Source organism: Phaeobacter sp. CC-HEC084 (assembly GCF_059429255.1).
Genome location: NZ_JCAIJQ010000009.1, coordinates 421,576 through 448,355, shown reverse-complemented (window position 1 = coordinate 448,355; position 26,780 = coordinate 421,576). Strand labels below are relative to the sequence as shown.

Annotated in this window: 21 protein-coding genes; 17 read left to right on the top strand and 4 right to left on the bottom strand. The window is 62.9% G+C overall.

Going from position 1 to position 26,780, the window contains the following annotated elements:
- Positions 1-2: 2 nt before the first annotated feature.
- From AC5SSZ_RS19355 to cobA, 13 genes are all read left to right on the top strand, one after another.
- Positions 3-950, top strand: a complete 948-nt coding sequence (locus AC5SSZ_RS19355) for an ABC transporter permease (protein ID WP_065272428.1) — start codon at positions 3-5, stop codon at positions 948-950.
- Positions 947-2,833, top strand: coding sequence for a dipeptide/oligopeptide/nickel ABC transporter permease/ATP-binding protein (locus tag AC5SSZ_RS19350; RefSeq protein ID WP_368999341.1), 1,887 nt, complete (start codon positions 947-949; stop codon positions 2,831-2,833). The genes AC5SSZ_RS19355 and AC5SSZ_RS19350 overlap by 4 nt, the downstream gene beginning before the upstream one ends.
- A complete protein-coding gene (locus AC5SSZ_RS19345; protein ID WP_495439508.1) occupies positions 2,830-3,795 on the top strand; it encodes an ABC transporter ATP-binding protein in 966 nt (321 codons plus the stop codon). The genes AC5SSZ_RS19350 and AC5SSZ_RS19345 overlap by 4 nt, the downstream gene beginning before the upstream one ends.
- 216 nt (positions 3,796-4,011) lie before the next feature.
- Positions 4,012-4,596, top strand: a complete 585-nt coding sequence (locus AC5SSZ_RS19340; RefSeq protein ID WP_065272431.1) for an ANTAR domain-containing response regulator — start codon at positions 4,012-4,014, stop codon at positions 4,594-4,596.
- Positions 4,593-5,768: a CmpA/NrtA family ABC transporter substrate-binding protein gene (locus AC5SSZ_RS19335; RefSeq protein WP_495439504.1), complete on the top strand. Its 1,176-nt coding sequence runs from the start codon at positions 4,593-4,595 to the stop codon at positions 5,766-5,768. The genes AC5SSZ_RS19340 and AC5SSZ_RS19335 overlap by 4 nt, the downstream gene beginning before the upstream one ends.
- A gap of 273 nt (positions 5,769-6,041) precedes the next feature.
- Positions 6,042-7,409, top strand: a complete 1,368-nt coding sequence (locus tag AC5SSZ_RS19330; RefSeq protein WP_495439502.1) for a CmpA/NrtA family ABC transporter substrate-binding protein — start codon at positions 6,042-6,044, stop codon at positions 7,407-7,409.
- A gap of 85 nt (positions 7,410-7,494) precedes the next feature.
- The gene (locus AC5SSZ_RS19325; protein WP_065272434.1) at positions 7,495-8,577 is read left to right on the top strand and encodes an ABC transporter permease; all 1,083 of its coding nucleotides are present in this window, start codon (positions 7,495-7,497) and stop codon (positions 8,575-8,577) included.
- Between the two features lie 5 nt (positions 8,578-8,582).
- Positions 8,583-10,262, top strand: a complete 1,680-nt coding sequence (locus tag AC5SSZ_RS19320) for an ABC transporter ATP-binding protein (RefSeq protein WP_495439499.1) — start codon at positions 8,583-8,585, stop codon at positions 10,260-10,262.
- Positions 10,263-10,267: 5 nt separating this feature from the next.
- Entirely contained in the window at positions 10,268-12,712 is a 2,445-nt protein-coding gene (nirB, locus tag AC5SSZ_RS19315; protein WP_495439497.1) for a nitrite reductase large subunit NirB, read from the top strand.
- The gene (nirD, locus tag AC5SSZ_RS19310; protein WP_495439495.1) at positions 12,709-13,041 is read left to right on the top strand and encodes a nitrite reductase small subunit NirD; all 333 of its coding nucleotides are present in this window, start codon (positions 12,709-12,711) and stop codon (positions 13,039-13,041) included. The genes nirB and nirD overlap by 4 nt, the downstream gene beginning before the upstream one ends.
- Positions 13,038-15,662: a molybdopterin-dependent oxidoreductase gene (locus tag AC5SSZ_RS19305; RefSeq protein WP_495439493.1), complete on the top strand. Its 2,625-nt coding sequence runs from the start codon at positions 13,038-13,040 to the stop codon at positions 15,660-15,662. The genes nirD and AC5SSZ_RS19305 overlap by 4 nt, the downstream gene beginning before the upstream one ends.
- Positions 15,659-16,618, top strand: a complete 960-nt coding sequence (locus tag AC5SSZ_RS19300) for a glycosyl transferase family protein (protein WP_495439491.1) — start codon at positions 15,659-15,661, stop codon at positions 16,616-16,618. The genes AC5SSZ_RS19305 and AC5SSZ_RS19300 overlap by 4 nt, the downstream gene beginning before the upstream one ends.
- 11 nt (positions 16,619-16,629) lie before the next feature.
- On the top strand, positions 16,630-17,574 hold the full coding sequence (cobA, locus tag AC5SSZ_RS19295) for a uroporphyrinogen-III C-methyltransferase (protein ID WP_495439489.1): 945 nt from the start codon (positions 16,630-16,632) through the stop codon (positions 17,572-17,574).
- Between the two features lie 3 nt (positions 17,575-17,577).
- Here cobA and AC5SSZ_RS19290 read toward each other — a convergent pair whose 3' ends face one another.
- Positions 17,578-19,440, bottom strand: coding sequence for a sigma 54-interacting transcriptional regulator (locus AC5SSZ_RS19290; protein WP_495439487.1), 1,863 nt, complete (start codon positions 19,438-19,440; stop codon positions 17,578-17,580).
- A gap of 201 nt (positions 19,441-19,641) precedes the next feature.
- On the opposite strand from AC5SSZ_RS19290, the gene AC5SSZ_RS19285 reads away from it, so the two are divergent.
- Genes AC5SSZ_RS19285 through cynS form a run of 4 tightly spaced genes read left to right on the top strand, consistent with a single transcriptional unit; the run spans position 19,642 to position 23,315 of the window.
- On the top strand, positions 19,642-21,030 hold the full coding sequence (locus AC5SSZ_RS19285) for a CmpA/NrtA family ABC transporter substrate-binding protein (RefSeq protein WP_274834664.1): 1,389 nt from the start codon (positions 19,642-19,644) through the stop codon (positions 21,028-21,030).
- A gap of 3 nt (positions 21,031-21,033) precedes the next feature.
- Positions 21,034-21,870, top strand: a complete 837-nt coding sequence (ntrB, locus tag AC5SSZ_RS19280) for a nitrate ABC transporter permease (protein ID WP_274827548.1) — start codon at positions 21,034-21,036, stop codon at positions 21,868-21,870.
- A 10-nt stretch (positions 21,871-21,880) separates the two neighbouring features.
- Complete coding sequence (locus tag AC5SSZ_RS19275) at positions 21,881-22,801, top strand: ABC transporter ATP-binding protein (RefSeq protein ID WP_274827549.1); 921 nt, start codon at positions 21,881-21,883, stop codon at positions 22,799-22,801.
- A 43-nt stretch (positions 22,802-22,844) separates the two neighbouring features.
- Positions 22,845-23,315, top strand: coding sequence for a cyanase (cynS, locus tag AC5SSZ_RS19270; RefSeq protein WP_237028372.1), 471 nt, complete (start codon positions 22,845-22,847; stop codon positions 23,313-23,315).
- A gap of 109 nt (positions 23,316-23,424) precedes the next feature.
- On the opposite strand, the gene AC5SSZ_RS19265 is transcribed toward cynS, so the two are convergent.
- The 3 genes from AC5SSZ_RS19265 to ubiA form a co-directional block, all read right to left on the bottom strand.
- A complete protein-coding gene (locus AC5SSZ_RS19265) occupies positions 23,425-23,739 on the bottom strand; it encodes a hypothetical protein (RefSeq protein WP_065272443.1) in 315 nt (104 codons plus the stop codon).
- A complete protein-coding gene (locus AC5SSZ_RS19260) occupies positions 23,736-25,751 on the bottom strand; it encodes an OmpA family protein (RefSeq protein ID WP_495439481.1) in 2,016 nt (671 codons plus the stop codon). The genes AC5SSZ_RS19265 and AC5SSZ_RS19260 overlap by 4 nt, the downstream gene beginning before the upstream one ends.
- A gap of 61 nt (positions 25,752-25,812) precedes the next feature.
- On the bottom strand, positions 25,813-26,775 hold the full coding sequence (gene ubiA, locus AC5SSZ_RS19255; RefSeq protein WP_495439479.1) for a 4-hydroxybenzoate octaprenyltransferase: 963 nt from the start codon (positions 26,773-26,775) through the stop codon (positions 25,813-25,815).
- Positions 26,776-26,780: the final 5 nt, after the last annotated feature.

The window sequence follows — 26,780 nt, the reverse complement described above, 5'->3', positions numbered from 1 at the left end:
CCATGGCGGGCTATATTCTGAAACGGCTGATGTCGGCGATACCTGTGCTGTTTGGTATTTCCATCATCGTCTTCGTCATCATGGCGATGATCCCCGGTGATCCGGCCACGGCTATTCTGGGCTCCTATGCCACGCCGGAGAATGTTGAGAAACTGAACCGGGATCTGGGTCTCGATCAGCCGATGGTGCAGCGGTATTTCATCTGGCTTGGCAATATGCTGCAGGGTGATTTCGGCCGCAGCTTCTCTCTCAACCGTGCCGTGCTGGACGAGGTGCTGGACCGCTTTGGCGCCACTCTGGTTCTGGCTGGTACCTCCTTTGTGCTGTGTTCCATTCTTGGCATCGCTGCGGGCGTTGTTTCCGCGGCGCGCCAATACGGTCTGGCGGACAAGGCGATCACCTTTGCCGTGCTTCTGGGGATTTCCATCCCGTCGTTTTTCCTTGGCATGATGATGATCCTGATCTTTGCCGTGAAGCTGCGCTGGTTTCCCGTGTCGGGCATGTGGCCCATATATGGCGCCCGCGATCTCTCTGCGCTGATCAGTCATCTGACCCTGCCCGCGCTGGCGCTGGCGGTGGTTGCGACCGGGGTGATTGCCCGGCTGTCGCGTTCGGCCATGCTGGAGGTGCTGCGGCAGGATTTCATCCGCACCGCGCGGGCCAAGGGCGTCCATGAACGCTCGGTGATCTGGCGCCATGCCCTGCGCGCGGCCATGGTCGGCATCATCCCGGTTCTGGGGGTGCAGGCGGGCTTCGTGCTGTCGGGCGCGGTCTATATCGAAATGGTGTTTCAGTGGCCGGGTGTCGGGCGGATGCTGGTCGATGCCATCCTGAAACGCGACATCCTGCTGGTGCAGGGCGGCGTGGTCTTTGTGGCGGCTTGTTACGTGCTGTTCAACATCGCGGTCGATGTCGCCCAGAGCATGCTGGATCCAAGGATCAAGACATGAAGAGCTTTCTTTCGCTTCTCGCCCGCAACCGGCTTGCCCTTGGCGGGCTGATCGTGATGGGCGTCGTCGTGCTGCTGGCGCTGGTGACACCGCTGTTGCCGCTGGCCGATCCGGATGTAACCAATACGGCAAACCGGTTCAAACTGCCGCTGTCAGAGGGCGGCTTGTTGGGCACCGATCATCTGGGCCGCGATCTTCTGAGCCGTCTGATGTGGGGCACCCGCCTGTCGCTGGCGGTCGGATTTGCCGCTGCGGTGATCGCCGCCACTCTGGGCGCTGCGATCGGGATCGTGGCGGGGTTCTATGGCGGGCGCACCGACAATATCATCATGCGCGGCGTCGATATGCTGATGGCCTTTCCCTATATACTGCTGGCGCTGGCCATCGTTGCGGCGCTGGGGCCGGGGCTGATGAATGCGTTGATCGCCGTCGCCGCTGTCAATATCCCCTTTTTCGCGCGCAACATCCGCGGCATCACCGTGGGCATCGCGCATAAGGAATTTGTCGATGCGGCGCGCTTGTCCGGCATGACCGACTGGCGGATCATCCTGACCGAAGTGCTGCCCAACGTGATCCCTGTGATCGTGATCGCGATGTCCACCACGGTCGGCTGGATGATCCTTGAAACCGCCGGTCTCAGCTTCCTCGGTCTCGGTTCACAGCCGCCGCAGGCCGACCTCGGCTCGATGCTGGGCGAGGCGCGTGCGGCGCTGATCTCGAACCCGCATACCTCGATTGTACCGGGGGCGATGATCCTGGTGATTGTCATGGCGATCAACCTTTTGGGCGACGGGGTGCGCGATGCGCTGGATCCCCGGCTGAAGTCCGGGGCGCTGTCGCGGCCGATGCCCACCACCCGTGTCGATCGAAGCGGCCCGGTTCCGGTGGCATCTGACGATGCCCTGCTGGCGCTGCGCGGGCTCAAGACCGAATTTCAGGTCAAGGACCGCGTCTACAAGGCGGTGGGCGGCGTCGATCTGAAGGTTCAGCCCGGCGAATGTCTGGGCGTGATCGGCGAAAGCGGCTCGGGCAAATCCGTCACAGCACTCAGCGTGATGGGGCTGGTGGCCTCGCCCCCCGGCGTGATCACCGGCGGCGCCGTCCACTACAAGGGCAAGGATCTGATTGGTGCCCCCTATGAAACCCTGCGGAGCCTGCGCGGCAGCCGGATCGCCTATATCTTTCAGGATCCTTTGGCGACGCTGCACCCCCTTTACACCATCGGCGATCAGCTGATTGAGGCGGTGCGCGCGCACCACCCAACGGACCGGGCCGCGGCGCGTGCCCATGCCATCGAGCTGCTGAAATCGGTGCGCATTCCCAATGCCGAGCAGCGGGTGGACAGCTACCCGCATGAGATGTCGGGCGGCATGCGGCAGCGTGTCGGCATCGCCATGGCGCTGGCCAACGATCCCGAGGTCATCATCGCGGATGAGCCGACCACCGCGCTGGATGTGACGGTGCAGGCGCAGATCCTGTCTCTGCTCGATGACCTGCGGCGCGAACGCGGGTTGGCGATCATCTTTATCACCCATGATTTCGGCGTTGTGGCGCAGATCTGCGACCGGGTCGCGGTGATGTACGCGGGGCGGATCGTGGAGGAAGGCCCCAGTGAGGCGATCCTCAACGCTCCGGCGCATCCCTATACCGCGCGGTTGATGGCCTGTGTGCCCGAATTGGGGCAGGGGCGGCGCGAGCTGGCCGCGATCCCGGGGCTGCCGCCTGCGGTCGACAGGTTGCCGCAAGGTTGCGCCTTTGCAGATCGATGCCACAAGGCACAAGAGGGCTGCCGAGCGGCAGATGTCCTGCTTTCCGATCATGGCGCCGACCACCGGGTGCGCTGCATCGCCCCCGAAGACACATTGCAGGAGGCACGCGCATGACGACGGCTCTGAAACTGACCGACCTCAGCAAGACCTTTCCGGTGGGCAAGCGTCTGTTCGGCCCGGCCAAGGGACTGGTGCGTGCGGTGCAGCCCCTGTCGCTCTCTGTTGAAGAGGGCGAAACACTCGGGATCGTCGGTGAGTCGGGCTGCGGGAAATCCACACTGGCGCGGATGCTGGTGGGCTTGCTGCCGCCCTCCACCGGTACGATTGAAATCAACGGTGCGCCGCTGGATGCCGCCGATCCGGCGGTGTTTGGCCGCAAGATCCAGTATGTGTTTCAGGACCCGATCAGCAGCCTCAATCCGCGCAAGACGATCCGCCAGATCATGGAAGCGCCGCTGAAGCACCTGCATGGCATGTCTGCCGAGGAGCGAGACGCCCGGATCCGGGAAATCTTTGCCGCGGTGAACCTGCGGGAGGAGTTCCTTGACCGCTACCCGCATGAATTCTCTGGCGGGCAGGCGCAGCGGATCGGCATCGCGCGCGCACTGGCGGCGGATGCGCGGATCCTGATCCTGGATGAGCCGGTCTCGGCGCTGGATGTTTCGGTGCAGGCGCAGGTTTTGAACCTGCTGGCTGATCTGAAGCAAAAGTTCGGGCTGACCTATCTGTTCATCAGTCACGATCTGGCTGTGGTCGAGGCAGTTAGCGACCGCGTTGCCGTGCTCTATTTCGGCGCGGTGGTCGAGGTCGGCCCGGCGGAGCAGATCTTTGCCCAGCCGAAACACCCCTATACCAAGCTCTTGGCGGATAGCGCCCCGGTTGTCGGGCGTGCGCTGGTGGCGCCGGAGGGACGCGAGACCGAACTGCCCGATCCGCTGAACCCGCCGCCGGGCTGCGCCTTCAGCGCCCGTTGTCCTTACGCCAGCGCTGAATGCAGGCAGGCGCCGCCGCCGCTTGAGCAGCAATCGGACGGGGTCTGGGCTGCCTGCTATCATCCGCTGTCTGAAACGGCCTGAAACCTTGGCGCGCGGCGCATGGGAGTAGGCCCCTGATAGGGCTGGATAGCCGGGGGAAATATGCGTCCCGCACAGGTTTGTCGCCTGCTGAATTTTTGACGCTATCGCCAATAAAATGAGCACTCACCCGTGGTCGGCGTCCGGCCGCGGCTCTGGCGCTGGCCTGCGGCACTGCGGCTGCTTGCGGAGCCAGCAGGGTTCGCCCTAGCGGGAATAATGAGTGCCAGATTGACAGTTGTTGTTGTCGAAGAAGATCGTGATCGTGCAATTGCCGTTGTCGATGCGATCAAGGATACCGCCGAGTGCGATGTCTACGTGATCGGCAATTCCAGTGCCCTGGCGCGCAAGATTGCGGCCCATGATCCCGACATTGTTCTGATCGACATCGACAACCCGACCCGTGACATGCTGGAGGAACTGACGCTGGCCTCCGGGCCTCTGGAGCGGCCGGTGGCCATGTTCGTGTCCGGCCCCGCCGGCGGGTTGGCGCAGACCGCGATCGAGGCGGGCGTATCGGCCTATGTGGTAGACGGTCTGGCGCCGGACCGGATCAAACCCGTTATGGACACCGCCATTGCTCGCTTTCGCATGGTGCGCCAGATCCGCAACGAACTGGCCGAAACCCGGCGGGCATTGGAAGAGCGCAAGGTCATCGACCGAGCCAAGGGGCTGCTGATGAAGGCAAAGGGCATTGATGAAGACGCCGCCTATGCGCTGCTGCGCAAGACGGCGATGGATCAGGGACGCCGGGTGCCGGATGTGGCAGAGGCGCTGGTCACGGCTTCGGGGCTCTTGGGATGAAGCGAAGCCACCTGCCTGTCGCCTATATGCCTCTGGTCGATGCTGCGCCGCTGATCATCGCGCAGGAGATGGGATTTGCCGAGTCCGAAGGGATTGCGCTTGATCTGATCGCCGCGCCCTCGTGGTCGTCTGTACGGGATATGCTGGCCTTTGGCCGGGTCGAGGCCGCTCATATGCTGTCACCGGTCCCGGTGGCGATGGCCATGGGGCTGGGCGGTGTGAAAACGGACCTTTCGGCGGTGTCGGTCCTGTCGGTCAATGGAAACGTCATCGGTGTTGGCCGTGCGCTGGAAGAGCGGTTGCGTGACATTGGCTATGGTTTTGATTTCGCCGATCCGGTGAAGGCCGCCGCAGCGCTGGCCGAGGTGCGCTCCGGCCCGGTTGTCTTTGGCGTGCCGTTTCCGTTCTCGATGCATGTGGAATTGCTGCGCTACTGGTGTGAAGGCACTGCCCTTGGGGCTGGGGGGATTGAAATCCGCACGGTGCCGCCGCCGCTGATGGCGACTGCGCTGGCCAATGGCGATGTGGATGCCTTCTGTGTCGGTGAACCCTGGGGATCGGTCGCGGTGGATCAGGGCTCAGGGGCGCTGCTGCTGCCCGGCAAGGCGATCTGGGGCTTTGCGCCGGAAAAGGTACTCGCCGTCAAAACCGATTGGGCCGAGAGCGAACCGGCTCTTCTGGGGCGGATGATGCGCGCGTTGTGGCAGGCTGGGCGCTGGCTGGCCAAACCCGAAAGTCGCAGCACCGCCGGAGAGATCCTGTCGCGCAAGAACTATCTGGATGTGTCGCCGGAACTGATTGACCGAGCCCTATCGGGGCAGTTCACCGTTTCGGATCGGGGCGAGCAGCGCCGGGTCGACAGTTTTGTCGAATTCCACCACGGCGCGGCCACCTTTCCGTGGCGCAGTCAGGCGAAATGGATCGCCCATCGTCTGCAACAATCCCATGAGGCCGCAGCCTCGCCCTCCCTTGATGAGGTCGCCCGGGTTTTCCGGGCGGATCTGCACCGCAGCCTACTGAGCGAAGCCGGAGTGGATATGCCGGGGGCCTCCGAAAAACTGGAAGGTGCGATTCGACACAAAACGGCGGTGGCCTCGACGCGGGGCGAATTGTGCCTGATGCCAGATGCGTTCTTTGATGGTCGGATTTTTGACCCAGAGGCCCTGGATTGATCACTTATTGGGCAGAAATCCCGCCCAGGCCGTCCTGGTTGGGAAAATCCCGATCAGATTTTCGTTTTTTCTTCGCGATCATGCTGCGCTGCCGCAAGATGAGGACATCGGTTCACAACGGGGTGGACCGATCCGAAATTCTCCCACTGACAGGGATATTCTGAGCAAGGCCGCTCTCGCACCGCCGAAACCATCGGCGCGTAGCGTAGCGGCCTGTTTTGCGTTTGCCCGGTTCCATCCTCCTCCGACCGGGCCTTACCGAAAGGGAAGAAGATGAGAAAACTGATGCTTGGCCTCGTGGCCTCTACCGTTCTGACCAGCCCGGCCTTTGCCGAAGCACTGGAACTTGAAAAAGATGAGTTGACCTTCGGCTTTATCAAGCTGACCGACATGGCGCCCCTCGCTGTGGCCTATGAGCAGGGCTATTTCCTCGACGAAGGCCTGTTCGTCACACTGGAAGCGCAGGCCAACTGGAAGGTGCTTCTGGACGGGGTGATCGGCGGCCAACTGGATGGCGCGCATATGCTGGCAGGGCAACCGCTGGCCGCGACCATCGGCTTTGGCACCGAGGCACATATCATCACGCCCTTCTCGATGGATCTGAACGGCAACGGCATCACCGTCTCCAACGAAGTCTGGGACATGATGAAGCCGAATATCCCCACCATGGATGACGGTCGCCCGCAGCATCCCATTTCTGCCGAGGCGCTGGCGCCGGTGGTCGAACAGTATAAATCCGAAGGCAAGCCCTTCAACATGGGCATGGTCTTCCCGGTCTCCACGCACAACTACGAACTGCGCTACTGGCTGGCCGCAGGCGGTCTGCATCCCGGCTATTACAGCCCGGAAAATGTGAGCGGCCAGATCGGCGCCGATGTCTTCCTGTCCGTGACCCCGCCGCCGCAGATGCCTGCCACGCTGGAAGCGGGCACCATCAACGGCTACTGCGTGGGCGAGCCGTGGAACCAGCAGGCGGTGTTCAAGGGCATCGGCGTTCCCGTGGTCACCGATTACGAGCTGTGGAAGAACAACCCGGAAAAGGTCTTTGGCATCACCGCCGAGTTTGCCGAAGAATACCCCAACACCACCCGCGCCGTGACCAAGGCCCTGATCCGCGCCGCCATCTGGCTGGATGAGAACGACAACGCCAACCGCCCAGAAGCGGTCGAGATCCTGAGCCGCCCGGAATATGTCGGCGCCGATTATGACGTCATCGCCAACTCGATGACCGGCACCTTTGAATATGAAAAGGGTGACAAGCGCGAAGTGCCCGATTTCAACGTCTTCTTCCGCTACAACGCCACATACCCGTTCTATTCGGATGCCGTCTGGTACCTGACGCAAATGCGCCGCTGGGGCCAGATCGCAGATGCCAAGCCCGACAGCTGGTATGACGAGGTCGCCAAATCGGTCTACCGCCCAGATATCTACCTGGACGCGGCCAAGATGCTGGTCGACGAGGGCCTTGCCGACAGTGCCGATTTCCCCTGGGACAGCGATGGCTACAAGGCCGCGACCCCGGCCGAGGATATCATCGACGGCATCGCCTTTGATGGCCGCACCCCCAACGCCTACCTCGAAAGCCTGCCGATCGGCCTGAAGGGTGAGCAGGTTGTCGTGGGCGCCGGTGTCGAAGGCTGACCTCTCCTGACCCGGAGCGCGCCTGAAGCGGCGCGCTCCATCTCCCCCCTCTCCGTTGTACCTCCGGTTCCGAAAGGCTCTTCCGATGACCACGACCGACCCCGATTTTGCCGCTGCCGAGGAGCGCGAAGCCCGGCGCGCAAGGCTGTTCACCAAGATCAACACCGCCGACAAATGGTTCCAGGTTCTGGGCCTTGCCTGGATGACTCCGATCCTGAAAGCGGTTGCTGGCGACAACCCGCAGGCCCAGGTCAAGGAAATCTGGCGCCTTCTTGCGGTGCCGCTGATCGCGATCCTCGCCTTCCTGCTGCTTTGGGGCACATTGGCGCCGAAGGTGCAGACCTCGCTTGGCGCGGTGCCCGGTCCGGCGCAGGTCTGGGCCGAGGTGGTGAACCTGCATGAAGACGCGCAGGCCAAGGCGGCCAAGCGCGAAAAATTCGAGGCCATGCTGGCCAAGCGCAACGAGAAACTGATCGCCGCGGGCCGCGCCGATGAGGTCAAGACCGTCGCCTATACCGGCGCGCCGAGCTATTACCAGCAGATCTGGACCTCGATCCGCACGGTGTTCTTTGGCTTCCTGATCGCCACCGCCGTTGCCGTTCCGCTGGGCATCGCGGCAGGTCTGTCGCCCACGGCAAATGCCGCCATCAACCCGCTGGTGCAGATCTTCAAGCCGGTTTCGCCGCTGGCCTGGCTGCCGATCGTCACCATGATCGTCTCGGCGGTCTATGCGACCAATGATGGGCTGTTCTCCAAGAGCTTCCTGATCTCGGCCATCACCGTGACGCTCTGCTCGCTCTGGCCGACGCTGATTAACACCGCGCTGGGCGTCGCCTCGATCGACAAGGATCTGGTGAATGTCTCCAAGGTCCTGAAAATGAACACCTGGACCAAGATCACCCGGCTGGTGCTGCCCTCGGCGCTGCCGCTGATCTTTACCGGGCTGCGCCTGTCCCTGGGCGTGGGCTGGATGGTGCTGATCGCTGCCGAAATGCTGGCGCAGAACCCCGGTCTTGGCAAATTCGTCTGGGATGAATTCCAGAACGGCTCTTCCAGCTCGCTCGCGAAGATCATGGTTGCCGTCTTCACCATCGGCATCATCGGCTTCCTTCTGGACCGGGTAATGTTTGCGCTGCAGTCCCTGTTCACCTTCACGAACAACCGGTGATCGCCATGGCTATTTTGACATTCGACAACGTCTCCAAAAGCTTTGGCACCGGCACCAGCGAAACCCATGTGCTGAAGAACATCAACCTTGAGGTGGAGGAAGGCGAATTCCTCGTGCTGCTTGGCTTTTCCGGCACCGGCAAGACGACGCTGATCAACCTGATGGCGGGGCTCGACAGCCCGACCAAAGGCACCGTCAGCTTTCGCGGCCAGAAGATCGACGGCCCGGGCCCCGAGCGCGGTGTGATCTTTCAAAGCTATTCGCTGATGCCCTGGCTGACCGTGGCGGGCAATGTGCGCCTTGCCGTCGACACCGTGTTCCCCAAGATGGCAAAGGCGGAAAAAGACGCGAAGGTCGCGCACTACATCGAGATGGTGGGCCTGTCCCATGCCGCCAGCCGCCGCCCGGCGGAACTGTCGGGGGGGATGCGTCAGCGGGTCAATGTTGCCCGCGCGCTGGCGATGTCGCCCGAGGTGTTGCTTCTGGATGAGCCGCTTTCGGCGCTGGATGCGCTGACCCGTGCAAATCTGGCGGATGAGATCGAGGCGATCTGGGAGGCGGACAAGAAGACCTGCGTCCTGATCACCAATGACGTGGATGAGGCGATCCTGCTGGCCGACCGCATCATTGCGCTCAATCCCGATGGCACCCTGGGTGAGGAGTTCCGTGTCACCATCCCCCGCCCGCGCGACCGGGTCGAGATGAACCACCACGAGGGGTTCAAATCCCTGCGCAGCCAGGTCACATCCTACCTGATGGAGGTTGGCATCGAATCCAAGGTCGAAGGCACCCGCCTGTTGCCGGATGTCACCCCGATCCATGGTCTGCCATCTGCGGTGGCCAAAGCCCAGGAAAGCGCAACCGAGGAACGCTTCCTCGACTTCTCGCAACTGCACAAGATCTACCCCACGCCAAAAGGGCCGCTCACCGTGGTCGAGGATTTCAACCTCAAGATCAACAAGGGCGAGTTCATCTCGCTGATCGGCCACTCGGGCTGCGGCAAATCCACTGTCCTGACCATGGCGGCGGGCCTCAACCCGATCTCCAAGGGCGCGATCAAACTGGACCGCCGCCACGTGGAGGGCGCCGATCCCGAACGCGCCGTGGTGTTCCAGTCGCCGAACCTGTTTCCCTGGCTGACCGCACGGGAGAACTGCGCCATCGGTGTCGACAAGGTCTACCCCAAAGCCAGCCGCGCCGAACGCCAGGACGTGGTGGAATACTATCTGGAGCGTGTCGGCCTTGCCGATGCGATGGACCGCCCGGCCAGCGACATGTCCAACGGCATGCAGCAACGGGTGGGCATCGCCCGCGCCTTTGCCCTGTCGCCAAAACTTCTGCTGCTGGATGAACCCTTCGGGATGCTCGACAGCCTGACCCGCTGGGAACTGCAAGAGGTGCTGATGGAGGTCTGGTCCCGCACCAAAGTGACCGCCATCTGCGTCACCCACGATGTGGACGAGGCGATCCTTTTGGCTGACCGGGTGGTGATGATGACCAATGGTCCGCAGGCCACCATCGGCAAGATCACCGAGGTCGACCTGCCGCGCCCACGCACCCGCAAGGCGCTGCTCGAACACCCGGATTACTACAGCTATCGGCAAGAGGTGCTCGATTTCCTGGAAGAATACGAGCATGGCGCGAAACCGAAAAAACCGGCGCTGAGCGCCGTCGCTGCGGAGTGAGGACCATGAAGCAGAAACTCGTTATCGTCGGGGCAGGCATGGCCTCGGGACGGATGCTGGAGCATCTTCTGAACGCGGACCCAGAGGCCTATGAAATCACCCTCTTCAACGCCGAACCCCGCGGCAACTACAACCGGCTGATGCTGTCGCCGGTGCTGTCGGGCGAAAAGACCTATGCCGAGATCGTCACCCATGACGAAGACTGGTACGCCGAAAATGGCATCACCTGCCGGTTTGGTGAAAAGGTCCACGCCATCGATCCTGCGCAGAAAGTCGTGCGCGGTGAAAAAGGCGATGTCGCTTACGACAAGCTGGTCATCGCCACCGGGTCCAACCCCTTCATGATCCCCCTGCCCGGACATGATCTGGCGGGCGTGATCCCCTACCGCGATCTGGAAGACACCGAGGCGATGATGGCCCTTGGCGACAGGCCCGGCACAAAGGCCGTCGTGATCGGTGGCGGCCTGTTGGGGCTGGAGGCGGCAGCGGGCATGGCGGCGCGCGGCGTCGATGTCACCGTCGTCCACATCATGGGTCACCTGATGGAGCGTCAGCTGGATGAGGCGGCAGGGTACCTCTTGCGCAAATCGCTGGTTGAGAAGGGGATCAAGGTCCTTTGCCAGGCGAACTCCAAGGAGATCCTGGATGACGGCACCGGCCATGTGAAGGCCCTGCGGCTGGAGGATGGCACCGAACTGCCCTGCGATCTGTTGGTGATGGCGGTGGGCATCCGCCCCAATATGGCGCTGGCAGAGGCAACGGGCCTTTCCTGCAACCGGGGCGTCGTGGTGGACGATCACATGGTGACCTCGGATCCCGATATCCTCGCCCTTGGTGAATGCGTTGAACACGATGGTGCGCTCTTTGGTCTTGTGGCGCCACTATACGATCAGGCCAAGGTGCTGGCGCAGACCCTTTTGGGACAAGAGGCGCGTTTCGTGAACAAGGAGGTCTCGACCAAGCTGAAGGTCACGGGATGTGATCTGTTCAGCGCCGGGGATTTCGCCGAAGGCGAGGGGCGCGAGGACATCGTATTCCGCGATCCCGCGCGCGGCGTCTATAAGCGTCTGGTGCTGGAAGGCGATCGTCTGATCGGCGCGGTCATGTACGGCGATACCGCCGATGGCAGCTGGTTCTTCGGACTGATCAAGGACGGCAGCGATATCAGTGAGATGCGCGATACGCTGATCTTTGGTCCGGCCTATCAGGGGGGCGCCTCTGCGGACCCTTTGTCAGCCGTTGCAGCCTTGCCGGATGATGCGGAAATCTGCGGCTGCAACGGCGTATGCAAGGGCGATATCGTCTCGGCGATCCACGATGGCGCCACCGATCTGGGAAGCCTGCGCGCCTGCACCAAGGCGTCGGCCTCCTGCGGGACCTGCACGGGGCTGGTGGAACAGGTGTTGGCGGTCACTCTTGGCGATGATTACGCCGCCCCAACGGCGCAGCCGATCTGCACCTGCTCTGACCTCACGCACGAAGACGTGCGCCGCCTGATCAAATCACAAGAGCTGAAATCTCAGGCTGCGGTCTGGCAGGAGCTGGGCTGGAAAACCCCCAATGGCTGCCATGTCTGCCGCCCGGCGGTGAACTTCTACCTTCTTGCCGACTGGCCGGTGGAATATCAGGACGATCCGCAAAGCCGTTTCGTCAACGAACGCAAGCACGCCAATATCCAGAAGGACGGCACCTTTTCCGTGGTGCCGCGCATGTGGGGGGGGATGACCACCCCGGCCGAGCTGCGCGCCATCGCCGATGCAGCCGAGAAATACAACGTGCCCACCGTGCATGTGACCGGCGGCCAGCGGATCGACCTCCTTGGCGTCAAGGGCGAGGATCTGCCGCATATCTGGGCCGATCTCAACAAGGCGGGCATGGTCTCGGGCCACGCCTACGCCAAGGGGCTGCGCACGGTGAAAACCTGCGTCGGCAAGGATCATTGCCGCTTTGGCACCCAGGACAGCACCGGCCTTGGCATCAAGCTGGAAAAAAGGCTCTGGGGTTCGTGGTCCCCGCATAAGGTGAAGCTGGCCGTCTCGGGCTGTCCGCGCAACTGCGCCGAGGCCACCTGCAAGGACATCGGCGTTGTCTGCGTCGACAGCGGTTACCAGATCGGTGTCGCAGGCGCGGCTGGCATGGATGTGAAGGAAACCGAACGGCTGGCCGATGTGGCAACCGAGGAAGAGGCGCTCGACCTCGCCACCGCCTTCATGCAGCTTTACCGCGAGAACGCCAAATACCTCGACCGGCCCTACAAATGGGTCGCCAAGGTCGGCCTTGATTGGGTGAAGGCCCGCGTCGTGGACGATCTGGAAGAACGCCAGCGCCTGATCGACGCGTTTGAGTTGTCACAAACCATCTACCGCAAGGACCCTTGGGCCAAGGAAGTGGAGGAGAAATCCGCCTCTTATGCCCCCCTTGCCGAACTCACCCTGGAGGCCGCGGAATGAGCTGGATCGATATCGGACATATTGACGAGGTGCCCCTGCGCGGGGCGCGGCTATTGAAAACCCCGATGGGCTGTATCGCGGTTTTTCGCACAGGCGAGGCAGAGGTCTTTGCCGCCTCCAACAGCTGCCCGCACAAGGGCGGCCCCTTGTCCGAAGGCATCGTGCATGGGCAATCGGTGACCTGCCCGCTGCACAACTGGGTCTTTGACCTCAATACCGGAGAGGCGCAGGGTGCTGATGACGGGCGGATCGAGACCTACCCCTTGCGTCTGGAAGGGCAGCGTATGCTGCTTGACTCCAGCGCCCTTACCGGGCGGAGCGCCGCATGAGTGCGTCCGGCGGGATCCGCTCCACCTGTCCTTATTGCGGGGTGGGCTGCGGGGTTCTGTTGTCTGAGGACAAGAACGGCGGTCTTGCCGTACGCGGCGATCCCGACCACCCGGCCAACTTCGGGCGGCTCTGTTCAAAAGGTTCGGCCTTGGGGGAAACTCTGGGGCTGGAGCATCGTTTGCTTGCTCCTAAGATAGACGGGCAGAATAGCGATTGGGACACGGCGCTCGATCTGGTTGCGGACCGGTTTTCCCAGACGATCCGCGATCACGGGCCGGACAGCGTTGCCTTCTATGTTTCGGGCCAGTTGCTGACCGAAGACTACTACGTCGCCAACAAGCTGATGAAAGGCTTCATCGGCTCGGCCAATATCGACACCAATTCGCGGCTCTGCATGGCCTCCAGCGTGGCGGGGCACAAGCGCGCCTTTGGCAGTGATACCGTGCCCGGCACCTACGAGGATCTGGACGAGGCCGATCTGGTGGTGCTGGTGGGATCGAACCTCGCCTGGTGCCATCCGGTGCTCTACCAGCGCCTTCTTGCGGCCCGCAAATCACGCGGCACCAAGATTGTGGTGGTGGACCCGCGCCGCACCGCCAGCTGCGACGGCGCCGATCTGCATCTGGCCTTGCAGCCGGGGTCGGACGTGGCCCTGTTCAACCACCTTCTGAGTGAGATCGATGCACGCGGTGCCATCGATGCCGAATACATGCAAGACACCACCGGTTTCGCGGCTGCGCTGGAGGCCGCCCGGGCAGACACGCTTGCCCCGACCGGCCTGACAGAGGAAGAGGTCCGCGCCTTCTGCGACATGTGGATCGGCACCAAAAAGACCGTCACCATCTACAGCCAGGGGGTCAACCAATCGACCAGCGGCAGCGACAAGGTCAACGCAATCCTCAACTGCCATCTGGCCACCGGGCGCATCGGCAAGCCCGGCATGGGGCCCCTGTCGGTGACCGGCCAGCCCAACGCCATGGGTGGGCGCGAGGTCGGCGGGCTGGCGAACATGCTGGCCTGTCATCTCGATCTGGAAAACCCCGATCACCGCCAGGCGGTGCGCGATTTCTGGCAGGCTCCGCAGATGCCCGAGGCACCGGGGCTGAAAGCGGTGGACATGTTCCGCGCTGTTGCCGATGGGCGGATCAAGGCGCTGTGGGTCATTCACACCAACCCCGCCGTGTCGATGCCCGACTCCGCCGCCGTGCGCGCTGCGATCAAGGCCTGCCCTTTCACCGTGGTCAGTGACATCACCGAACACAGTGACACCGCGCGTCTGGCACGGGTGCTGCTGCCCGCCAGCGCCTGGGGGGAGAAGGACGGCACCGTCACCAATTCAGACCGCACCATCAGCCGCCAGCGCGCGGCCCTGCCCGCACCCGGTGCGGCCCGACCCGATTGGCAGATCCTCTGCGAGGTGGGCAAACGCATGGGCTGGCACGCGGCCTTTGATTATGAAAGCCCGGTTGAGATCTTCCGTGAATATGCCGCCCTCTCCGGGATCGCTGGTCAGTTCGGACGTGATTTCGACATCTCCGGCTTCTCCGGGTTGGAGGCATCGGCCTATGACACCCTTGCCCCCACACGCTGGCCTGTCATCGCAGATCGCAGCGGTGGCCGGTTCTTTGCCGATGGCAATTTCTACCATAGTGACAAAAAGGCCCGGCTGCTGCCGCTGCGCTATCGCCCGCCTGCAGCCAGGACGGGGCCAAAGTACCCCTTCCGGCTGAATACCGGGCGGCTTCGCGACCAATGGCACACGATGACGCGCACGGGGCTGTCGCCACGCCTTGGCGCGCATATGCCCGAACCCTTCCTTGACCTGCACCCCAATGACGCCGCCACATTGGGTATCACCCCTGCGGATCTTGTGGAGGTGCGCAGCCCCAATGGAAGCGCCATCCTGCGCGCCCGGATCAGTGACGCGGTGCAACCCGGGCAGGTCTTTGCGCCGATCCACTGGACCGGGGAAACCGCGCCCTCTGGCCGGATCGACGATCTGGTCGCCGCCGAAACTGATCCGGTGTCAGGCCAGCCCGAAAGCAAGGCCAGCGTCGTTGCCGTCCAGAAGATGGAGGCCGCCTGGTATGGTTTCGCGGTCTCGACCCTGCCCATGGCGCCAAACGCCGACTATTGGGCGCTGGCCCCCACCCGTGGCGGCTATCGCGCCGAGATGGCCGGATACGCGCCTGCGCCTGAATGGGAAGAGGAAGCCCGCCGCCTGTTCGATCTGCCCGGCGCCGAAGCTGCCACCATTCTGGACCCCGCACGGGGAACAGCCCGGATCGCCCTGTTCGACAAGGGGCGCCTGCTTGCGGCCCTGTTTGTCGACCGGGAACCGGTGGCGGTGGTGCGGGATTATCTTGCCACGCTCCCGGATGCGGCAGGCACAGAGGTTCTGACCGGTCGCCCCCCGGCGGATGTGCCTGACCCCGGTCCGGTGATCTGCTCCTGCTTCGGGATTGGGATCAACACCATCATCAGTGCCATCGAAACCCAGCACCTGATGACAGTGGAAGCGATCGGTGTCGCACTGGAGGCGGGTACGAACTGCGGTTCCTGCCGTCCGGAACTGGCCGCCATTCTGGCAAGCACCCATCAGCGGGAGGCTGCGGAATGAGCCTGGCCGGTCATGTCGCCACCCTGGGCCGTGGCCCCGGACGCTCCCGCTCTTTGACCCAAGACGAAGCGCGGGACGCCATGACCCTGATGCTGGGCAAGGACGCCGCGCCCGAGGCCATTGGCGCGCTGTTGATGCTCTTGCGCATGAAGGGCGAAACGGCGGAAGAGATCGCCGGTTTCGCGGCTGCCGCACAAGAACAGGCCCCGGCGCTGCCGCGGGTCGACCTCGACTGGCCGTCCTATGCGGCAGGGCGCACGCGTGGGCTGCCCTGGTTCCTTGTCTCGGCGCTGATGGTGGCCCAAAGCGGCAAACGGGTGATGCTGCATGGCTGGAACGGATCCGATCCCACTGTGCGAAACGGTCTTGAAACCCTTGGCATCCCGATTGCCCATACCCCCGCCGAGGCTGAAGCCGCGCTGAACGCAGGGAATATCGTTTATATGCCGCTGGAAAATCTTTGCCCGCCCCTAATGCACCTCTTGTCCCTGCGTGCCGTGCTTGGCCTGCGTTCTTGCGTCAACACGGTGTGCCGGATGCTGAACCCCGCTGGCGCGGCTGCCAGTGTTCAGGGCGTCTTTCACCCCTCCTACCGGCTGTTGCAGGCCGATGCCGCCCAGCGACTTGGCTGGCGATCCCTGACCGTGATCAAGGGGGGCGGCGGCGAATTCGAACGCCACCCGGCCAAGGCCATCGAGGCCTTCGGTTTGCGGGACGGTGCCCCCTGGCAGGAAACCGAGGCGGCCCGACTGGAAGGCACCCGGCGGCTGGCGGACAGCGCCAGGCCGATCAACTCGCTGAAGGTCGCAGTCAGCCCCGCCGCCCTGCCGCGTTTCGAATCCGAAATCATCCTCGGCACGGCTCATCTTGCCATGGACACGCTGGGCTGTGCCGACAGCCCCTTGCACTTTCCCGATGGTACTCACGCGTCGACATCGCTTCCCCTGACAGCCTGAAAGGACATCCCATGACATTGCTGCAACGGCTGTTTCACATCCCCCTGTTTGTCCCGGTGCAAACACTTGCTCTCGCTTCAGGGCCTGCCTCCCTCATCCTGGCGCGGGTGGGCCGCACGCTGGACCGGATGACACCCCAGCTTAGCGCCCCTTCCACGCCGAAGGAACGGCAGGCAAAAGGTCATATCGCCTTGGTCGGGGCAGGGCCGGGGGCGGCGGACCTTTTGACCCTGCGCGCGGTCAAACGCCTGCAGCAGGCCGACGTGATTTTCTACGACCGCCTGGTTGATCCTGAAGTGCTGGAGCTTGCCCGGCCCGGTACTGAAATGGTCTTTGTCGGAAAACATGTCGGGGCGCACAGCTGGCCGCAGGAGAAGATCAACCGCGTGATCGTAACCGAAGCTCTGAAAGGACGCCGCGTTGTGCGGCTGAAATCCGGCGATCCCGGCATCTTTGGCCGCGCCAGCGAAGAGATGGAGGCGGCTGATGAGGCGGGCATCCCGGTTGAGCTGGTGTCTGGCATCACTGCAGCCTCAGCCGCTGGGGCGGCGCTGGGGCGCAGCCTGACCAGTCGCGGTGTTGCCAATGCACTGGTGCTGACCACGGGCACCGGCTGTGCCAGCGATCCTTTTCCCGATTGCACCCGCCTGTCGGGACCGGGCACGACGACGGCCTTTTACATGTCGGTGCGTCAGGCGCGGCGGCTCGCGGATCAGTTGATGCAGAAAGGCCTGCCTGCGGACAGCCCCGTTGATATCGCGGTGGAGGTCTCCAAACCCGGAGAGCGGCATTTTGCTGCCACGGTGAGCTCTTTGGCGGATGTCATCGCGGCCTGCCACATCACCGGCTGCGCGATCCTGCTGGTCACCTGGCCAGAGGGCGGGGTGCCCACAGTGCAATCGCAAACGGCGGCGGGTCAGACCGCCGAGGGTCCAAAGGCCGTGGCGGTTGTCTGATCTTCAGGCCCAGTCCAGCGGCGTGATGTCAAAGGACTTGATCCGCGAATAGAGCGTCGTCGGTTTAATCTGCAACAGGGTGGCGGCGCCGGTCGGGCCGGAGACGCGCCCGCCTGCCTCGCGCAGGGCGGCGATGATATTGTCCCGGACCATCTCCTGCATTCTGGCCTCGGTATGGAACCTGGTGCCGGGTGCCGGGGCGTCTTGGGTCGTGCCGGAGAGTTCGATGACCAGCTTGCGATCCTGCGAGACGATGGCGGCGCGCTCCATCGCATTGTGCAATTCGCGCACATTGCCGGGCCAGTCATAGGCCTGCATCTGCTGCATCACCCGTTCGGTGATCACCGGCACCGGCCGGTTCAGCCTGCGGCAGGCGATCTTCAGAAGGTGTGCGGCCAGCAGCGGAATGTCTTCGCGGCGGTCGCGCAGTGGCAGGCAGTTGATGGGAAAGACGTTGAGGAACAGAAACAGATCCTCGCGGATGCGCCCGGTGCGGCGCACGGTCTCCTCAGCCAGCGAGGTCGCCGCGATCACCCGGATATCGAGCGGCTTTTCCCGGGTATCGCCCAGCCGGGTGACGGATCCGCTTTGCAGGGCGTGTAGCAGCTTGCCCTGAATTTCGACCGGCAGTTCCGCGACATCGTCGATGAACAGGGTGCCGCCGTGGGCCAGTTCCAGTTTGCCGGGCTTGTCGCGCATGGCGCCATTCGGGGCGCCGCGCATCTGGCCGAAAAGTTCGGCCTCGACCTCCTCGGGGGCGACCGAACTGCATTTGAAATGGATCAGCGGCCGCCGGGCGCGGGGGCTGGTCTTGTGAATTTCGGTGGCGACCAGCGATTTCCCGGTGCCGGTTTCGCCGCTGATCAGGACAGTCGCCGTCGTCTTGGCCACCAGATCAATGCGGGCCACGATCTGCCGGATGGCGGGCGAGGATCCGATGATGTCGTGATGGGCGCGCTCTGATGTGATCGCCTCCTGCAGATAGGCGTTTTCCTGCTCCAGCCGGTCACGCAGGGCCGCGACCTCCTCCATCGCCTCGCGCAGCTTGCGTTCGCTTTCCTTGCGTTCGGTGATGTCGCGAAAGATCACCACCGCCCCAACCAGCACCTTCTGATCGTAGATCGGGGTCGAAACATATTCGACCCGGATCGGCTTGCCATCCTTGCGCCAGAATACCTCGTCCTCGATCCGGTGGACCTGTTCGAAGCGGAAGGAGCGGTAGATCGGGCATTGCTGCGACGGGTAGTGTTCGCCGTTGAGGTGATGATGGTGGATCATCGAGTGGATGTCCTTGCCCAGCAGATCTTCGGAGGTCCAGCCCAGCATTTCGCGCGCCGCGCGGTTGACGAATGTGGTCTTGCCCTCGGCGTTGACACCGTAGATGCCTTCGCCTGCAGCGTTGAGGATCAGCTGGTTCTGGCGTTCCAGCTCGGCAAAGAAACCTTCGGTGCGTTTCCAGTTCACAAGGCCGGCACGAAAGGTTTCCGCCAGCGCAGCAGTTTCGGCGCGCTGATCAAGAGCGCGCAGATCGGTCAGCGCCAGGATGATCCAGCCGTCCTGTCCCGGCACCGGCTGCGCCCGGAGTTCGCAGTTCAGCGCGCTGCCATCCCCAGCCCGCAGAGTAACGTCGCGGGTCCAGCTTGCGCCGCGATGGTCCACCTCCTCGAGGAACACCACAAACCGGGGCATGTCCTTACCCAGATAGTGTGAGAAGGGCAGGGGTGCGCTGCCGTCGTGCCCGTTTCCGAGGAGCCGGGCAGCGGATTGGTTCCAGTCAACCACCCGGTCTTCCGTGGTGTCGAGGACAAGCATGGCCTCGGGAATCGACTGCAAAAGGGAATCGGCGTTGAGAAGATCGAGTGACATGGGAAAAGGTTAAACCTCGTCCTCGTCAGGTTTAAACGAAATTTCGTAATTTACGATATATCGTAAATACGGGTGTCCGAAAATTAGCATAATACACTGAAATAATGTGTTTTTGTTTGCTGCTCAAATGTTGGGCGGCTGCTTTTTTTGTCCCGTGGCGGCTGTCAAAGTTTACGAAACATTGACTGAAAGGGGACACCCATGACGACAAAGAGCCTTGGAAATCCGTTCTCGGATAAGACCGATCTGCGACACGGCGCCGATTGCGGTTGCGATGGATGCCTGTCCGGACACGGCCATGACAAGGGCCATACCGAGCCGCAGCATATGTCCTCTGACGACATGATGGAACGCGCCGTCGAAAGCGCCATCGTGCGCTCGGTCTTTGGGCACAATGACATCGGTCGTCGCTCTTTCATGGGCATGCTGGGCGGCAGCACTGTGGCTGCGGCGCTGGCCTCGGTCTTTCCGATGGAGCAGGCCAAGGCGGCGATCCTCGACGAGCTGGGCCCGCCGGAGAAATCTGATCTCAACATCGGCTTTGTGCCGATCACTTGCGCCACCCCGATCATCATGGCGCAGCCGATGGGCTTCTACGAGCGCTATGGCCTCAACGCGCAGGTCATCAAGACGGCTGGCTGGGCCGTGGCCCGCGACAAGTCGCTGTCGGGGGAATATGACGCCAGCCACATGCTGACACCGATGCCGCTGGCAATGACGCTGGGCGCCGGATCCATCGCAGAACCCTACATCATGCCCGCGGTCGAGAACATCAACGGCCAGGCTATCGTGCTGTCGAACGAACACCTGGACAAGCGTGACCCGAAACAGTGGAAAGGCTTCACCTTCGGCGTGCCGTTTGAATATTCGATGCACAACTTCCTGCTGCGGTATTACGTGGCCGAACACGGGCTGGACCCGGATGTGGATATCCAGATCCGCGTGGTGCCGCCGCCTGAGATGGTCGCCAACCTGCGCGCTGGCAACCTTGATGGTTACCTGTCGCCCGACCCGTTCAACCAACGCGCCGTCTGGGAAGGCATCGGCTATATCCACATGCTGACCAAGGACATCTGGGAAGGTCACCCCTGCTGCGCCTTTGCCGCGCCGTTGTCCTTTGCGACCGAATTGCCGAACACCTATGGCGCCCTGCTGAAATCGATCATCGACGCCACGCAATACGCGTCAAACCCAGAAAACCGCAAGGAAATCTCCGAGGCCATCGCGCCGACCAACTACCTGAACCAGCCGGTTCCGGTGATCGAGCAGGTGCTGACCGGCACCTATGCCGACGGTCTGGGCGAGGTTCAGCGCGTGCCCGACCGGATCGATTTCGACCCCTTCCCCTGGCATTCCATGGGTGTCTGGATCCTGACCCAGATGAAACGCTGGGGCTATATCGAAGGCGACGTCGATTACAAAACGGTGGCTGAGCAGGTCTATCTGGCCGCCGACGCCAAGAAGGTGATGAACGATCTCGGCTACGAGGCGCCCGATGTCACCTACAAATCGCACACCATCATGGGCAAGACCTTCGATCCGGCCAAGCCCGAAGAATACGTGTCCAGTTTTGCGATCGGAAAGGGGTGATCCATGCTGGATAACCTTTCAGTCAATCAGCGCGCGGTGATCCTGTCCGTGGTGATGCTGGTGGTGGGCCTCCTGATCTGGGAGGCCGCCATTCCCGCCCAGAAGGCCGCGTCCGAGCTGACGGAATACGAGCGCCTGACCGGCGGCGGTGCCCCCAAGGCGGGCGTGCCCCCGCCAAGCCAGGTGATCGCCAAGGCCTGGGAGCAGCTATCGAACCCTTTTTATGATGCAGGCCCCAACGACAAGGGTATCGGCATCCAGATCGGCTATTCCATCTACCGGGTGCTGACCGGCTATCTGATGGCGGCGCTGATCGCAATCCCGCTGGGTTTCCTTATCGGGATGAGCCAGGTCGCCTATAAGGCCTTCAACCCCTTCATTCAGGTGCTGCGCCCGATTTCGCCGCTGGCCTGGATGCCGCTTGCGCTCTTCATCATTCAGGACAGTGAAGCCTCGGCGATCTTCGTGATCTTCATCTGTTCGATCTGGCCGATGCTGCTCAACACCGCCTTTGGCGTTGCCGGGGTGCGCGAGGACTGGGTCAATGTGGCCCGCACGCATGAACTCGGCGCTTTGCGCACCGCCTTTACGGTGATCCTGCCTGCGGCGGCGCCGACCATCATCACCGGTATGCGGATCTCCATCGGCATCGCCTGGCTGGTGATCGTTGCGGCAGAGATGCTCGTGGGGGGGACCGGCATTGGCTACTACGTCTGGAACGAGTGGAACAACCTCGACCTGACCTCCGTCATCTTCTCGATCCTCATGATTGGCGTTGTTGGCATGATGCTGGATGCCGCCTTTGGTGTCCTGCAGCGCGCCGTCGCCTACGCCGAATAGGAGCATTCCAATGCCTAAACCCTTTCTCAGTATCGAGCGTCTGACGCAGAAATTCCCCGACGGTCAGGGGGGCACCCTGACCGTTTTCGAAAACGCCACCTTTGGCATCGAAAAGGGAGAGTTCGTCTGCATCCTTGGCCACTCTGGCTGCGGCAAGTCGACGATCATGAACATCCTTGCCGGGCTAGCCGAGCCGACTTCGGGCGTGGTCAAGATGGATGGCACCGAGGTCTCCGGCCCGTCGCTGGACCGCGGGGTGGTGTTCCAGAACTATTCGCTGCTGCCCTGGCTTTCGACCCTGAAGAACGTCACCTTTGGTGTGAAGGCGCGCTATCCCGACTGGTCCAAGGCCAAGGTCGAAGAACACGCCCGGGAATATCTGGCCATGGTCGGGCTTGAAGGCGATGTGGTTCAGCGCAAGCCGAGCCAGCTGTCGGGTGGTATGCGTCAGCGGGTCTCCATCGCGCGGGCCTTTGCCAACCATCCCAAGCTTCTGCTGCTGGATGAACCCTTTGGCGCGTTGGATGCGCTGACCCGGGGCACCATTCAGGACGAACTCCTGAAGATCTGGGGCGGGACCGAGCAGACGGTATTCATGATCACCCATGACATCGACGAGGCGATCTTGCTGGCTGACCGCATCCTGCTCATGACCAACGGTCCTTTTGCCCGCGTGGCGGAGTCGGTGGAGATCACCATCCCGCGTCCGCGCAGCCGTACCGAGATCGTCGAACATCCCAACTACTACGCCATCCGCAACCACCTGGTGCAGTTCCTTGGCCAGAGGTCGAAAGAACTGGCCGGACAGAAAAGCGACGATCCCGATCAGCGGCCCGAAACCGTGCGGATCGACAAAACTGCGGCAGAACCCGCCACCGAAGCCGCACCAGAACCGGAACCGGCCCGCCACCTACAGGCGGTCAACGACTGACAGGTCGGCGCGGCCGGCTGAAGACAAATCAGGAGGACAACAGATGAAAGATACTTTTGAGGTGCCCACGATGATGAGCAAAGAAGACGTGACGATGATGATCCTCTCGGCCAAGAAACAGGCCGGGATGACCTGGGAAGGCATCGCCGAAAAGATCGGCATGTCGCCGGTCTGGACCCATTCGGCCTGCATGGGCATGAATGGCTTTCCCAAGGACAAGGCCGAAGCGCTGGTGACGGCTCTTGCCTTGCCGCAAGAGGCGGTCTCGGTTCTGGAAGAGCCGCCGACCAAGGTCTGGGAACAAGCCATCCCCACCGATCCCTGCATCTATCGACTGTACGAAATCGTCGGCGTCTACGGCCCGACCATCAAGGCGCTGATCGAAGAGAAATTCGGCACCGGCATCATGTCGGCCATCGATTTCGATATGCAGGTGATCCGCGTGCCCCACGAAAAGGGCGACCGGGTGAAGATCGAGATGTCCGGCAAATACCTCGGCTATAATTCCTGGTAAGCCATCAATCGGCCCATGTGCATTGGAACATGGGCCGCAGAAACCTTCGCACCCGCCGTTCCGCCCGATCCTCTTCCCTGGCAGGATGGTCGGGGTGGTCTATTTTAGATCAGTGGTTCAGCTGCGCGCGCAGCTCTTCGGCCTCGCGGCGGGCATCGCGCAGACCTTCCATGGCCGCGCTCAGCTCGGCTTCGGTCTGGGTCAGCTGGTTGGTCAGCTCCGCTTCGCGCTGTTGCAGATAGGTAATGGCCTGATCGCGTGTCTCTTCAGCCTCGTGCAATTCCTGGCTCATCCGGTCCAGATCGGCGACGTCGCTTTGCCGGACGCGGGTGAAACGGTGCACCAGCCAATTGGCAAACCAGCCCATCGCGAAGGCGGCAAACAGGATGATTGCGGTGGTGAGGATGAACTCTGTCCTGTTCATTGGCCCGATGTCTCCTGTTCTGTGTCGCCGGTCTCAGTGTCAGCCGCCTGTGCGTCGTCATCTTGCGTATCGTCAGCCTGGGTTTCCGTATCGGCCTCAGCGTCGCTGTCAGCCTCAGCGCTTTCGGCCTCTGCTGCCGTCTCCTCCACGGGCGCCGCGGCGCTGTCGAGGGTGCTTTCCTCGCTCTCGCCAGTCGTCGGCAGCAGCAGGCGGAAATCGATGCGGCGGTTGGCTTCGCGGCCTTCCTCGGTGTCATTCGAGGCGATCGGGCTGCTTTCGCCAAATCCGCGCGCGATATAGGTCGAGGTCAGGATCCGCCGCGCCCGCAGTTCATTGAGCACCGATTGCGCCCGCGCCTGGCTGAGGTTCTGGTTCATCTCCTCGCGGCCCTGACTGTCGGTGTGGCCCTGAATTTCAAGCCGCACCGGGCCGCATTTCTCAAGGATCGCGGCGATCTTGTCGATGATCACGTTGCTGCCGGCCTCCACCGTGGCCGAGCCGGGTTCAAAGGTGATCTTGCCATTCTCCAGTTGCACGCTGGTCAGCGCGGCCTGACACAGCTCCGGCGCCATCGGCTGATCCTTGGGCGCGGGGGGCTCTTCATAGGTGATGTCGAGCTCATAGTCTTCGGCCTCGCCCAGTTTGGCGGACAGGAACTTGGCAATCTCGGAGGAGGCGTCCTTGCGGTAGCTCATGCCGCGCAGGGTCAGATCCTCCGGCGTGACGCTGACCGCGCCGCGCTCCAGATAGGAAAGCGCCTCAAGCCCGGCCAGCACCCGCACCGGCCAGTCGGCAGGCAGGCCTTCGGCCACCCGCGCGGCGGTATAAACGCTGTCGGAGCCAAATCGCGCCTTGGCATAGCTGTCGGCGATGGTGCGGGTGGCGGCATCGGTGATGCGCCCGCGCAGCTGCACCTGGCCTTCGGGGCTGAGCGTGGCGGTGAATTCGGGCGGTCCGGCAGCGGCATCGGTTTCCGGCATAGGCAGCACCGCGTGCAGGGCAAAGACCTGCGGCAGCGCGGTTTCCAGCTCTCCCACCACTGTGTCGAATTGGGCCTCCGGCGTGCCTTCGGCGGCGACAAGGGTGATATCGGCGTTGGCGATGGTGACCGAGCCCTGACCCAGTTCCGCAAGGCTCTGAATGCTGAGTTCGGCGGCATCGGCCCATGTGGGGGAGGGAACCCCCATGCCAATCACGCAGTCGGCCTCTCCCTCCAGCCCGGCAGCGCGGGCGGCGGACAGGATGCGGGCGCGGCTTTCCTCGTCCTCGGCTGAGCAGGCATCGAACCGGGCACCGCTTTCGGAAATCAGGAACCGCAGGGTAAAGGGCGTGATCACCGGGCGCGGTGCCGCAATATCAAGGCTGAGACGGATTTGCGGCGGTGCCATCCTGCTCAGCTGGCGTTCAAAACTGTCGCGTTCTTCGACGCTGTCGGCGATTGCGGTCACCGAAACCGCGCCTGCCTCGACCGAGATCTTGGAGCGCGGCAGCAGCTCCAGCGCCGCGACGGCAAATTTCAACGCCGGGTCCCAGCCATCGGGGGTCGGGTAATCGGCGGTTTCCAGAAGATCGGCGACCTTCTTGTTGTTGTCTTCGGCGATCCGGTCCAGCTGACCGACCAGCGTCTCGCGCGAGGCGGACAGCGGGATCAACCCGCTGATTGAAATCCCCCGATCATTGCGCAGGATTTCCGCCGAAAACCGCGGCGGCGCCAATCCGTCCGAGGGCGGCACCGTGATATCGTCTATCACCCGCGCCGCATCGACAATGCTGCCTGCCAGAGAAATCGCTGCAAACCGGGTGGCCTCGTCCGGGGCGGTGCCCTGCAGGGTGACCCGCAGCCCGTCGGCGGTGACCTCGGCCCAGTGCAGGCCCGCAACATCCAGAGACCGGCGCACTTCGCGCTCGCTGCCACGCTCGACGGCTGTGACCGCAAACCCCGCTGCGATCAGGCTCAGCCCTGCCGCCGCGGCGAAGGACAAAGTCGGGATCAGAAACGAAGACAGGCGCATTGCAACAGCATTCCCAGATACGGTTGGGCTCTGTCATACAGGCCAGCGGCGGCCTGTTCAATCACACGAAAGTCGCCACGGCAAAGAAGATCAGCGGAATCAAGCCGGTATCGCGGTTGAGCCGGAACAGCTTCAACAGGCGTGGGTTGTTTTCGGGATCAAATACGCGCAATTGCCAAGTCATGTGCCAGCCCATAGCCCAGGGACCGGCAAGCGCAATCAGCAGGGTCAGAAGGTTGGCATCGACATGTGCGGCCAGCACCACGGCAAGGGCCATCAGGCCCACGGTTGCCACGATGAAGCGGCGCAGCCAGCTGGGGCTGTTGTTGCCAAACAGGCGGGCGGTGGATTTGACGCCGATCAGCGCGTCGTCCTCGGTGTCCTGATGCGCATAGATGGTGTCATAAAACAGCGTCCAGGCAATCCCCGCCAGATAGAGGATGACCGGCGGCCAGGCCAGCGATCCGGTATGCGCCACCCAGGCCAGCATCGCCCCCCAGTTGAAGGCCAGCCCAAGGAAGATCTGCGGCCACCAGGTGAAGCGTTTGGCAAAGGGGTAGACGGCAACCGGCAACAGCGCCAGCACGCCCATGCCGATGGCAGCCCAGTTGAAGGTCATCAGGATGCCAAAGGCTACAAGCGCCTGCGCGCACATCCAAGTCACCGCGCCCCGCACCGAGACTTGACCCGAGGGGATCGGGCGCGACCGGGTGCGCTCGACCGCGCCGTCAAAGTTGCGGTCGGTGATGTCGTTCCATGTGCAGCCCGCGCCGCGCATCAGCCAGGCGCCAAGCCCACAGGCGACAAAGATCCAGGCGTCCTGCCAGACCGGGGTGTCATCCCAGAGGATGGCCAGCGCCAGACCCCACCAGCAGGGGATCAGCAACAGCCATGTGCCGATCGGGCGGTCTGCGCGGCTCAGCCGCAGATAGGGGCGCGACCAGGCGGGCGCGTGGGTGTCCACCCAATTCCCCTTGACCGCATCTGCGACCTGACCATCTGGTGTTGGCGATTGCCCTTGCATATGTA